This is a genomic window from Escherichia sp. WS547, from assembly GCF_046486065.1.
Taxonomy (GTDB): domain Bacteria; phylum Pseudomonadota; class Gammaproteobacteria; order Enterobacterales; family Enterobacteriaceae; genus Escherichia; species Escherichia coli.
Genome location: NZ_JBJQMA010000027.1, coordinates 62,191 through 73,170, shown reverse-complemented (window position 1 = coordinate 73,170; position 10,980 = coordinate 62,191). Strand labels below are relative to the sequence as shown.

The window sequence follows — 10,980 nt, the reverse complement described above, 5'->3', positions numbered from 1 at the left end:
CTTACCAATATGGGCCAGAATTGCTGACCAGTTATCGTGAGAGTAATTCATCGGCACGTTAAATCATATCAGGCGTAATACCACAACCCTTAAGTTAGCGCTTATGGGATTACTCCCCGCACAACGGCTACTTCTTCGGTTCGTAAGCGAGAACAGCCTTAAACTCAATATTACGTTCCTTCACCGTAAACTCACACAGCGAGTCTCCGACCAGAAGCGTAAATCCCAGTACCGTCAAACACAGCACTATGACTGCCACAAGGGCATATTTCGTCAGCATGTTTATATTGCCTCCATGCGAAGAAGGGACTACCATCCAAATTGTCTGGTTTGGAGTGGCAGCCCCAGGGTTGATAGAAATATCTCCTGGGGCTTCATCTTTCCAGACCTCAGAGTAAACCTGAAACCGGAAAGCTTCAGGCACCCGCCGTTATCTTACCCTTCCTCAGCAAAATAGCTGTTTATTTATACAGTGAGTCCTGTTTCGGACTTCTCACTCCTAATTTGATCAACTGAAGCTGAACCCGTTTTTTTCTGCATGCCTCAATCGTCAAAATTCTTCGCCACCAGCCAGCTCTGCCATAACTTGTCACATTGCAAAAGTAGCCAAATTGCTTCAGTCACCATCACCAAAAAAAAGAAACATTCCAGAACTTCCGCATCTCGCCCAGCCGCTCCGACTTCTATACTGAATAGAAAACGCCAACATAAGAGAAACCTATGCCATTACCCGATTTTCATGTTTCTGAACCTTTTACCCTCGGTATTGAACTGGAAATGCAGGTGGTTAATCCGCCGGGCTATGACTTAAGCCAGGACTCTTCAATGCTGATTGACGCGGTTAAAAATAAGATCACGGCCGGAGAGGTAAAGCACGATATCACCGAAAGTATGCTGGAGCTGGCGACGGATGTTTGCCGTGATATCAACCAGGCTGCCGGGCAATTTTCAGCGATGCAGAAAGTCGTATTGCAGGCAGCCGCAGATCATCATCTGGAAATTTGCGGCGGTGGCACGCACCCGTTTCAGAAATGGCAGCGTCAGGAGGTGTGCGATAACGAACGCTATCAACGAACGCTGGAAAACTTTGGTTATCTCATTCAACAGGCGACCGTTTTTGGTCAGCATGTCCATGTTGGTTGCGCCAGTGGCGATGATGCCATTTATTTGCTGCACGGCCTGTCACGGTTTGTGCCGCACTTTATCGCCCTTTCCGCCGCGTCGCCATATATGCAGGGAACGGATACGCGTTTTGCCTCCTCACGACCGAATATTTTTTCCGCCTTTCCTGATAATGGCCCGATGCCGTGGGTCAGTAACTGGCAACAATTTGAAGCCCTGTTTCGCTGCCTGAGTTACACCACGATGATCGACAGCATTAAAGATCTGCACTGGGATATTCGCCCCAGTCCTCATTTTGGCACGGTGGAGGTTCGGGTAATGGATACCCCGTTAACCCTTAGCCACGCGGTAAATATGGCGGGATTAATTCAGGCTACTGCCCACTGGTTACTGACGGAACGCCCGTTTAAACATCAGGAGAAAGATTACCTGCTGTATAAATTCAACCGTTTCCAGGCCTGTCGCTATGGGCTGGAAGGCGTCATTACCGATCCGCATACTGGCGATCGTCGGTCACTAATGGAAGACACCTTGCGTTTACTGGAAAAAATCGCCCCTTCTGCACATAAAATTGGCGCATCGAGCGCAATAGAAGCACTGCATCGCCAGGTCGTCAGCGGTCTGAATGAAGCGCAGCTAATGCGCGATTTCGTCGCCGATGGCGGCTCGCTGATTGGGCTGGTGAAAAAGCATTGTGAGATCTGGGCCGGTGACTAAGCCGGGAATTGCCTTACAGAAGAATATCCCTGACAATGGTGTTTTAACTTACATTTAACAATGTTATGAAACACCCTTTAGAAACCTTGACCACCGCAGCAGGCATTTTGCTGATGGCTTTCCTTTCTTGCCTGCTGCTGCCCGCCCCCGCACTGGGGCTGACGCTGGCACAAAAACTGGTGACCATGTTCCATCTGATGGATCTTAGCCAGCTTTACACTTTATTGTTTTGTCTGTGGTTTTTAGTGCTGGGCGCTATTGAGTATTTTGTTCTGCGCTTTATCTGGCGACGCTGGTTCTCGCTGGCGGATTAAACGTCGATTATCGCCGTACTTCGCGGCATACTTTGCTTATTCTCCTTCGCCTAAAGGAACGTTTATGGATAAGCAATCACTGCACGAAACGGCGAAACGCCTGGCCCTTGAGTTACCCTTTGTCGAGCTTTGCTGGCCTTTTGGCCCGGAGTTCGATGTTTTTAAAATTGGCGGCAAGATTTTTATGTTGTCGTCAGAGCTGCGCGGCGTTCCCTTTATCAATTTGAAGTCCGATCCACAAAAATCCCTGTTAAATCAGCAGATATACCCGAGCATTAAGCCAGGATATCACATGAATAAAAAGCACTGGATTTCAGTGTATCCCGGCGAGGAAATCTCCGAAGCGTTACTTCGCGATCTGATTAACGATTCGTGGAATCTGGTGGTTGATGGTCTGGCTAAACGCGATCAAAAAAGAGTGCGTCCAGGCTAAAGCGGAAATCTATAGCGCATTTTTCTCGCTTACCATTTCTCGTTGAACCTTGTAATCTGCTGGCACGCAAAATTACTTACACATGGAGTCTTTATGGATATCATTTCTGTCGCCTTAAAGCGTCATTCCACTAAGGCATTTGATGCCAGCAAAAAACTTACCCCGGAACAGGCCGAGCAGATCAAAACTCTACTGCAATACAGCCCATCCAGCACCAACTCCCAGCCATGGCATTTTATTGTTGCCAGCACGGAAGAAGGTAAAGCGCGTGTTGCCAAATCCGCTGCCGATAATTACGTGTTCAACGAGCGTAAAATGCTTGATGCCTCGCACGTCGTGGTGTTCTGTGCAAAAACCGCGATGGACGATGCCTGGCTGAAGCTGGTTGTTGACCAGGAAGATGCCGATGGCCGCTTTGCCACGCCGGAAGCGAAAGCCGCGAACGATAAAGGTCGCAAGTTCTTCGCCGATATGCACCGTAAAGATCTGCATGATGATGCGCAGTGGATGGCAAAACAGGTTTATCTCAACGTCGGTAACTTCCTGCTCGGCGTGGCGGCGCTGGGTCTGGACGCGGTACCCATCGAAGGTTTTGACGCCGCCATCCTCGATGCAGAATTTGGTCTGAAAGAGAAAGGCTACACCAGTCTGGTGGTTGTTCCGGTGGGTCATCACAGCGTTGAAGATTTTAACGCTACGCTGCCGAAATCTCGTCTGCCGCAAAACATCACCTTAACCGAAGTGTAATTCTCTCTTGCCGGGCATCTGCCCGGCTATTTCCCCTCAGATTCTCCTGATTTGCATAACCCTGTTTCAGCCGTCATCATAGTCTGCTGTTGTATAAAGGAGACGTTATGCAGGATTTAATATCCCAGGTTGAAGATTTAGCGGGTATTGAGATCGATCACACCACCTCAATGGTGATGATTTTCGGTATTATTTTTCTGACCGCCGTCGTGGTGCATATTTTTTTGCATTGGGTGGTACTGCGGACCTTCGAAAAACGTGCCATCGCCAGTTCACGGCTATGGTTGCAAATCATTACCCAGAATAAACTCTTCCACCGTTTAGCTTTTACCCTGCAGGGGATTATCGTCAATATTCAGGCGGTATTCTGGCTGCAAAAAGGCACCGAAGCGGCAGATATTCTGACTACCTGCGCGCAGTTGTGGATCATGATGTATGCGCTGCTTTCAGTCTTCTCGTTGCTGGATGTTATTTTGAATCTGGCGCAGAAATTCCCGGCGGCATCTCAGTTACCGCTGAAAGGGATTTTTCAGGGGATTAAACTGATCGGCGCGATTCTGGTCGGCATTTTGATGATCTCGCTGCTGATTGGTCAGTCGCCAGCGATTCTGATCAGCGGTCTTGGTGCAATGGCTGCCGTGCTGATGTTGGTATTTAAAGATCCGATTCTTGGTCTGGTGGCAGGTATTCAGCTTTCCGCGAACGATATGCTGAAACTGGGCGACTGGCTGGAGATGCCGAAATACGGCGCGGATGGCGCGGTGATCGATATTGGGTTAACCACCGTCAAAGTGCGTAACTGGGACAATACCATTACCACTATTCCCACCTGGTCTCTGGTCTCTGACTCCTTTAAAAACTGGAGCGGGATGTCAGCATCTGGCGGGCGACGTATTAAGCGCAGTATCAGTATTGATGTCACCAGTATTCGTTTTCTTGATGAAGACGAAATGCAACGTCTGAATAAAGCGCATTTGTTAAAGCCTTATTTAACCAGCCGCCATCAGGAAATTAATGAGTGGAATCGCCAGCAAGGTTCTACGGAGTCGGTATTAAACCTGCGCCGAATGACCAATATTGGAACCTTTCGTGCCTATCTGAACGAATATCTGCGTAACCATCCGCGGATTCGTAAAGATATGACTTTAATGGTACGCCAACTGGCTCCAGGTGATAACGGTTTACCGCTCGAGATCTATGCGTTTACCAACACCGTGGTGTGGCTGGAATATGAAAGCATTCAGGCTGATATATTCGATCACATATTTGCGATTGTCGAAGAGTTTGGTCTGCGACTTCATCAGTCGCCAACCGGCAATGATATTCGCTCTCTGGCGGGTGCATTTAAGCAGTAATTAAAAAAACCGCTCTCATCGAATGGATGAGAGCGGACATCGTTTTGTCGGATGTAGCGTGAATGCCTTATTTCCGACGCAGCGTTTTAAATGCCACAAACAGGAATACAATCCACACCGGCAGCAGGATCGCTGACAAGCGCATATCATCCATCGTGCACATCAGCAGCAAAATCATGCCGAGGAAGGCAATACAAAGATAGTTGCCGAACGGATAAAGCAGCGCCTTAAACTGTGTTTCACGTCCCTGACGTCGCATCGCCGCGCGAAAACGCAGATGCGCCAGGCAGATCATAATCCAGTTCAACAGCAGCGTTGCTACCACCAGCGCCATCAGCAGACCAAACGCTTTTTGCGGCAGCAGATAGTTGATTAACACCACCAGCGAAGTGATCGCTCCGGAAAGCATCAGCGAGTTAATCGGCACGCCGCGACGGCTGACGCGAGTCAAAAACTTCGGCGCATTACCCTGCACAGAAAGGCCAAACAGCATGCGGCTGTTAGAGTAAACCCCGCTGTTATACACTGACAGCGATGCTACCAGAATGACGAAGTTCAGCGCAGAAGCTACCACGTTGCTGTCGAGATTATGGAAAATCATCACAAACGGGCTACTGTTGGATTTCACTTCCACCCACGGATAGAGCGCCAGTAAAACTACCAGTGAACCGATATAAAACAGCAGGATGCGATACACTACCTGATTTACCGCTTTCGGAATGCTTTTTTCCGGATCGCGCGCTTCAGCGGCAGTAATCCCAATCAGCTCCAGACCGCCGAAGGAGAACATAATCACCGCCAGCGACAAAATCAGCCCATTCCAGCCGGTGGCAAAGAAACCACCGTAGCGCCAGAGGTTGTCGATACTGGCTTTCTCGCCACCGTGACCAGAAAACAGCAGCCACAGGCCAAAGCCGATCATACCGATGATCGCCAGCACTTTAATCAGCGCAAACCAGAATTCGGTTTCGCCATATAAGCGCACGTTTACCAGGTTAACGGCGTTGATGATAATAAAGAAGGCGGCAGCCCAAATCCACGTTGGAACATCCGGGAACCAGTACTGCATATAGATGCCCGCAGCGGTCAGCTCTGCCATTCCCACCAGCACGAACATTACCCAGTAGTTCCAGCCAGAGAGGAAGCCCGCAAACGGTCCCCAGTATTTATAGGCAAAGTGGGCAAATGAACCGGATACCGGCTCTTCGACCACCATCTCGCCGAGCTGGCGCATAATCAGGAAAGCGATGATCCCGGCGACGCCGTAGCCCAGCAATACAGCCGGACCCGCCATCTGAATCGCCGGGCCAATGCCAAGAAACAGACCAGTACCAATTGCGCCACCCAGCGCAATCAGTTGAATATGACGGTTATGTAATCCGCGATGAAGCGTCGGCTCTTGATTCGACGCAGTATCTTCCGATACGGTTGACGCGTTTTTCACGCCTTTCCCCTGTGTGTCTTTTTTGTTGAGGGGCACCTTTTAACATTTAGTGCCCATCGTCGCAAGACACAATCCACACGGTTAAACCGGGTATCCTGCTTTTATTTCCGTACCCGATGTCGGTGCAGCCACATCAGCTTATACGCCGCCGGGATAATAAACAGCGATAGCAAAGGCGCGGTGATCATGCCGCCAATCATCGGCGCGGCAATCCGGCTCATCACCTCTGAACCTGCTCCCGTTCCCCACAGAATCGGCAGCAGACCGGCGATAATCACTGCCACCGTCATCGCTTTCGGGCGCACGCGCAGGACCGCGCCGTGATACAACGCCTCATCCAGCTTCTGCTCGCTGAATGTTTGCGGATTATTCAACGACGGCTCGACCTCTATGGCGTGACGTAAATACATCAGCATCACCACGCCAAATTCGGCGGCGACTCCGGCGAGGGCAATAAAACCGGTGCCCGTCGCCACGGAAAGATGAAAGCCCATCCACCACAGCAACCAGATGCCGCCCACCAGCGCAAACGGTACGCTGCTGATAATCAGCAACGCTTCGCCCACCCGACGGAACGCCAGATACAACAGCACGAAGATGATCATCAGCGTCATCGGCACCATGAGTTTCAGCTTATGGTTGGCGCGCTCCAGTAGCTCGAACTGCCCGGAGAATGTCACGCTGGTGCCCGGTTTTAACTGCACTTTTTCAGCTATCGCTTTTTGCAAATCGTGAACCACCGACACCATGTCACGATCGCGGGCATCGATATAAATCCAGCTCGTCGGGCGCGCATTCTCGGTTTTCAGCATCGACGGTCCGGTAGAGACTTTAACGTCGGCCACGTCTGCCAGGGTGATTTGCTGCTTCATCGGCGTCAGGATCGGCAACTGGCGCAGTGCCTGCGGACTATCGCGCCAGCTTTGCGGATAACGCAGATTAATTGGATAACGGGCAATCCCTTCCACCGTTTCGCCAACCATCGCCCCGCCCACCGCAGAAGTCACAAACAACTGCACATCCGCCACCGTCATACCGTAACGTGCGGCTTTTTCACGGTTAATCTCAACGTTGATATAGCGCCCACCTTCCAGACGCTCGGCAAGCGCAGAAGCCACGCCTGGCACCGTTCGTGCCACCTCTTCAATTTGCTCCGCCATCGCGTCGATATCCGCCAGCACAGTGCCGGAAACTTTAATGCCGATGGGGCTCTTAATGCCGGTTGAGAGCATATCGATACGGTTACGAATTGGCGGCACCCACAGATTCGCCAGCCCCGGCAGACGCACGGTGTTATCCAGTTCCTCAATGATTTTGTCCATCGTCATGCCTGGCCGCCACTGATCTTGTGGCTTAAGCTGGATGGTCGTTTCTACCATCTCCAGCGGAGCAGAATCGGTGGCGGTTTCCGCTTTCCCGGTTTTGCCAAATACCCGCGCCACTTCAGGTACGCTCATAATCAGCTTGTCGGTTTTTTGCAGCATACTCGCCGCCTCTGCTGCGGAAATCCCCGGCAGCGTCGATGGCATATACAACAAGTCGCCTTCATTGATCTGCGGTAAAAATTCCCCGCCAACTTTATTGAGCGGCCAGAGAACCGTCAGCACCGAAAGCGCTGCCACCAGCAGCGTGGTTTTTGGCCAGTGCAGTACTTTCAGCAACAGCGGATGATAAGCACGAATCAAAAAGCGATTGAGCGGGTTACTGCTTTCTGGCGGAATTTTGCCACGGATCCAGTAACCCATCAGGATAGGGATCACTACGATCGCCAGCAGCGCCGCACCCGCCATCGCATACGTTTTGGTGAACGCCAGCGGGCCAAACAGACGCCCTTCCTGCCCTTCCAGGGTGAAGATCGGGATAAACGACAACGTGATAATCAGCAGACTGATAAACAGCGCCGGCCCCACTTCAACAGATGCATCGGTGATCACCTGCCAGCGCGTTTTATTATCCAGCGTGGCGTCAGGATGCTGGTGCTGCCACTCTTCCAGCCGTTTATGCGCATTCTCGATCATGACGATAGCGGCATCGACCATCGCCCCGACGGCAATAGCAATACCGCCCAGCGACATAATATTGGCGTTCAGTCCCTGAAAGTGCATGACAATAAAAGCAATACACAACCCCAGCGGCAACGAAATAATCGCCACCAGCGCCGAGCGCACATGCCAGAGAAACAGCGCACAGACTACTGCCACCACAATAAACTCTTCCAGCAACTTGCCGCTGAGGTTGTCGATGGCGCGGTCAATGAGCTGGCTGCGATCGTATGTTGTAACTATCTCCACGCCTTCCGGCAGACTACTTTTCAGCGTTTCCAGTTTGTCTTTCACGGCGGCGATCACTTCTCGGGCGTTTTTGCCGGAGCGCAGGATCACCACCCCGCCCGCCACTTCGCCTTCGCCGTTCAGTTCGGCAATGCCCCGGCGCATCTCCGGGCCAATCTGGACCTTCGCAACATCGCGCAGATAAACGGGCACGCCATTTTCACTGGCTTTTAAAACGATGTGATTAAAGTCGTCGAGCGTTTGCAGATAGCCGCTGGCGCGCACCATATATTCCGCTTCCGCCAGTTCGATCGACGAACCGCCCGCTTCCTGGTTTGAAGCATCCAGCGCGCTTTTTACTTCGGCGAGACTGATGCCATATTGCGCCAGGCGCTGAGGATCGATAACCACCTGATACTCTTTCACCACACCGCCTACCGACGCCACTTCCGCAACGTCAGGAATGGTTTTCAGCTCATATTTGAGAAACCAGTCCTGCAATGAGCGTAAATCGGCAAGATCGTGCTTACCGCTGCGATCCACCAGTGCATATTCATAGATCCAGCCAACACCCGTGGCATCTGGCCCCAGCTCGGCGCTGACTCCCGCAGGCAGCTTACCCTGTACCTGGTTGAGGTACTCCAGCACCCGCGAGCGCGCCCAGTATGGATCGGTGCCATCTTCGAAAATGACATACACATAAGAGTCGCCAAACTGCGAGAAACCGCGCACAGTCTTCGCGCCAGGCACCGACAACATGGTGGTAGTTAGCGGATAAGTCACCTGATTTTCAACGATTTGCGGTGCCTGACCGGGATAGCTGGTTTTAATAATCACCTGTACATCGGAGAGATCCGGCAGCGCATCCACTGGCGTGTTAATGATGGTCCAGGTGCCCCAGATACTCAGAAACAACGCGCCCATCAGCACCAGAAAACGGTTCGCCACCGAGCGACGAATAATCCATTCAATCATTGGTTATTCCCTCAATGCGCATGGGTAGCACTTTCAGAGCGCATCCGCTCCAGTGCGCCAGAAATATTGGCTTCGGAATCAATCAGGAACAGGCCGCTGGAAACCACCTTTTCACCTTCCGCCAGACCAGAGCGTAATGCGGTGACGCCTTGCGATGCCTGGAAAACGGCAACGCGTTTCGGTACAAAGCGCCCGTCGGCATCAACGGTAATCACCCGCTGTTCGCTGCCGGTATCAATCAGCGCTTGTGACGGAATGAGCAGCATCGGTTCGCTGGCGGTGTTGAGTTGCAACCAGGCGTTCATTCCCGGCTTTAGCGCCTCGTCGGTGTTGTCGACTTCCAGGCGCAGCTGCAGCGTGCGGGTTGCGGCATCCACGCCGGGTAGCAGCGTCCATTTGCGGATGGTGAGTGTTTTATCAGGTCGTGCCGGAACGGTGAGCGTAAACTGCGAGGCATCTTTCACCAGCCAGGCGATGGACTCCGGGATCGCGGCAGTGATCCACACCGGATCCATACCCTGAATTTTCGCGACCACGTTATCTTTGGCGATATTCATTCCCGCGCGCAGATCAAACGCGGTGATCACGCCATCAATGGGCGCTTTGAGCGTAAAGCGAGTCTGGATTTTTTGCGTGGCGATCAGGCGGCGAATATCCGCCTCCGGCATTCCCGCCAGTCTCAGCCGCTCAAGAATGCCTTCAGTCTGGGTCGCCGTACCGCCAGTTTCGCGCAGCAGTAAATACTCACTCTGCGCTTCCACCCAGTCGGGAATGGTCAGGTCGAGAAGCGGCGCGCCCTTTTGTACTTTATCGCCCACGGTAAGCGGATACACCTTGTCGATAAACCCGGCGGCGCGGGCCTGCACAATGGCATACTGATACTCGTTGTAACTGACATTCGCCGGGAAACTTTGGGCAAAAGTCAGCGGCCCGCGCGTGACGGTCGCCGTTTTCACCCCCAGATTCTGCGTCTGAGTCGGGTCAATGCGCACACCAGACGCAGAACTCTCTTCATCGGCATATTTCGGCACCAGATCCATATCCATAAACGGCGATTTACCTGGTTTATCGAACCGCGTATTGGGATACATCGGGTCGTACCAGAATAAGATTTTACGTTCTGCGGTCGGCGTTTTTTCTGCGGGCGGTTCAGCCTTTGCAAACCAGGTAAAACCTGCCGCAGAAATAATACCGCCCGCGATCATGCTGCCGATAATAAGCGCGATTTTTTTCATCTCATTAAACCTGGGTTACTGGCTGACTTTAATATCCTGTAATAAAGAAAGGTTGCCCTGCTGGACAAAATTAAACGCCACTTTGTCGCCGGTTTTAATTTCACTCATTTTCGTCTGCGGGGTGATGGTAAAGCGCATGGTCATCTCCGGCCAGTTCACGGCTACAATCGGATCGTGATGGATGGTGATTTTTTTGCTTTCCAGATCAACACCTTTTACCACCCCAGTGGCGCTAATGACCTGTGGTTTTGCTTCGCTCGTGGTTTCATGATGATGTTCGTTAGCCTGGGCATTAAAGCCAATAACGGTAAACAGACTGAACATTGCGACTTGCAGTGCTTTTTTCATTTATTCTCTCCTGGAGTTAA

10 protein-coding genes and 1 pseudogene are annotated in these 10,980 nt (G+C 51.8%); 6 read left to right on the top strand and 5 right to left on the bottom strand.

What is annotated here, in order from left to right; translation table 11 throughout:
• Positions 1-127 precede the first annotated feature (127 nt).
• Entirely contained in the window at positions 128-280 is a 153-nt protein-coding gene (hokE, locus tag ACJHWK_RS20300) for a type I toxin-antitoxin system toxin HokE (RefSeq protein ID WP_000956465.1), read from the bottom strand.
• Between hokE and ACJHWK_RS20295 the strand changes: the two are divergent.
• The 6 genes and pseudogenes from ACJHWK_RS20295 (at position 249) to ybdG (ending at position 4,688) form a co-directional block, all read left to right on the top strand.
• Positions 249-516 (top strand): annotated as a pseudogene (locus ACJHWK_RS20295) (hypothetical protein). The gene hokE and the pseudogene ACJHWK_RS20295 sit on opposite strands and share 32 nt — an antisense overlap.
• A gap of 204 nt (positions 517-720) precedes the next feature.
• Positions 721-1,839 (top strand): YbdK family carboxylate-amine ligase, encoded by a 1,119-nt coding sequence (locus ACJHWK_RS20290; protein WP_021517012.1) that lies wholly within the window; start codon positions 721-723, stop codon positions 1,837-1,839.
• 65 nt (positions 1,840-1,904) lie between these two features.
• Entirely contained in the window at positions 1,905-2,153 is a 249-nt protein-coding gene (locus ACJHWK_RS20285; RefSeq protein ID WP_000682518.1) for a DUF1158 domain-containing protein, read from the top strand.
• A 64-nt stretch (positions 2,154-2,217) separates the two neighbouring features.
• A complete protein-coding gene (locus tag ACJHWK_RS20280; protein ID WP_000360951.1) occupies positions 2,218-2,586 on the top strand; it encodes an MmcQ/YjbR family DNA-binding protein in 369 nt (122 codons plus the stop codon).
• A 93-nt stretch (positions 2,587-2,679) separates the two neighbouring features.
• Positions 2,680-3,333, top strand: coding sequence for an oxygen-insensitive NAD(P)H nitroreductase (gene nfsB, locus ACJHWK_RS20275; RefSeq protein ID WP_001522513.1), 654 nt, complete (start codon positions 2,680-2,682; stop codon positions 3,331-3,333).
• Between the two features lie 107 nt (positions 3,334-3,440).
• The gene (gene ybdG, locus ACJHWK_RS20270; RefSeq protein WP_001153132.1) at positions 3,441-4,688 is read left to right on the top strand and encodes a mechanosensitive ion channel YbdG; all 1,248 of its coding nucleotides are present in this window, start codon (positions 3,441-3,443) and stop codon (positions 4,686-4,688) included.
• 67 nt (positions 4,689-4,755) lie between these two features.
• On the opposite strand, the gene pheP is transcribed toward ybdG, so the two are convergent.
• The 4 genes from pheP to cusF form a co-directional block, all read right to left on the bottom strand.
• Entirely contained in the window at positions 4,756-6,132 is a 1,377-nt protein-coding gene (gene pheP, locus ACJHWK_RS20265) for a phenylalanine transporter (protein ID WP_000786320.1), read from the bottom strand.
• Between the two features lie 101 nt (positions 6,133-6,233).
• Entirely contained in the window at positions 6,234-9,377 is a 3,144-nt protein-coding gene (gene cusA, locus ACJHWK_RS20260) for a Cu(+)/Ag(+) efflux RND transporter permease subunit CusA (RefSeq protein ID WP_001522511.1), read from the bottom strand.
• 11 nt (positions 9,378-9,388) lie between these two features.
• A complete protein-coding gene (gene cusB, locus ACJHWK_RS20255; protein ID WP_001522509.1) occupies positions 9,389-10,612 on the bottom strand; it encodes a Cu(+)/Ag(+) efflux RND transporter periplasmic adaptor subunit CusB in 1,224 nt (407 codons plus the stop codon).
• Between the two features lie 15 nt (positions 10,613-10,627).
• Complete coding sequence (gene cusF, locus ACJHWK_RS20250) at positions 10,628-10,960, bottom strand: Cu(+)/Ag(+) efflux RND transporter periplasmic metallochaperone CusF (RefSeq protein WP_001522508.1); 333 nt, start codon at positions 10,958-10,960, stop codon at positions 10,628-10,630.
• Between the last annotated feature and the right edge of the window lie 20 nt (positions 10,961-10,980).

Excerpts from the sequence above, each read along its gene's own strand:
- hokE (WP_000956465.1), bottom strand. The coding sequence starts at position 280 with ATGCTGACGAAATATGCCCTTGTGGCAGTCATAGTGCTGTGTTTGACG.
- ACJHWK_RS20290 (WP_021517012.1), top strand. The coding sequence starts at position 721 with ATGCCATTACCCGATTTTCATGTTTCTGAACCTTTTACCCTCGGTATT.
- ACJHWK_RS20285 (WP_000682518.1), top strand. The coding sequence starts at position 1,905 with ATGAAACACCCTTTAGAAACCTTGACCACCGCAGCAGGCATTTTGCTG.
- ACJHWK_RS20280 (WP_000360951.1), top strand. The coding sequence starts at position 2,218 with ATGGATAAGCAATCACTGCACGAAACGGCGAAACGCCTGGCCCTTGAG.
- nfsB (WP_001522513.1), top strand. The coding sequence starts at position 2,680 with ATGGATATCATTTCTGTCGCCTTAAAGCGTCATTCCACTAAGGCATTT.
- ybdG (WP_001153132.1), top strand. The coding sequence starts at position 3,441 with ATGCAGGATTTAATATCCCAGGTTGAAGATTTAGCGGGTATTGAGATC.
- cusA (WP_001522511.1), bottom strand. The coding sequence starts at position 9,377 with ATGATTGAATGGATTATTCGTCGCTCGGTGGCGAACCGTTTTCTGGTG.
- cusB (WP_001522509.1), bottom strand. The coding sequence starts at position 10,612 with ATGAAAAAAATCGCGCTTATTATCGGCAGCATGATCGCGGGCGGTATT.
- cusF (WP_001522508.1), bottom strand. The coding sequence starts at position 10,960 with ATGAAAAAAGCACTGCAAGTCGCAATGTTCAGTCTGTTTACCGTTATT.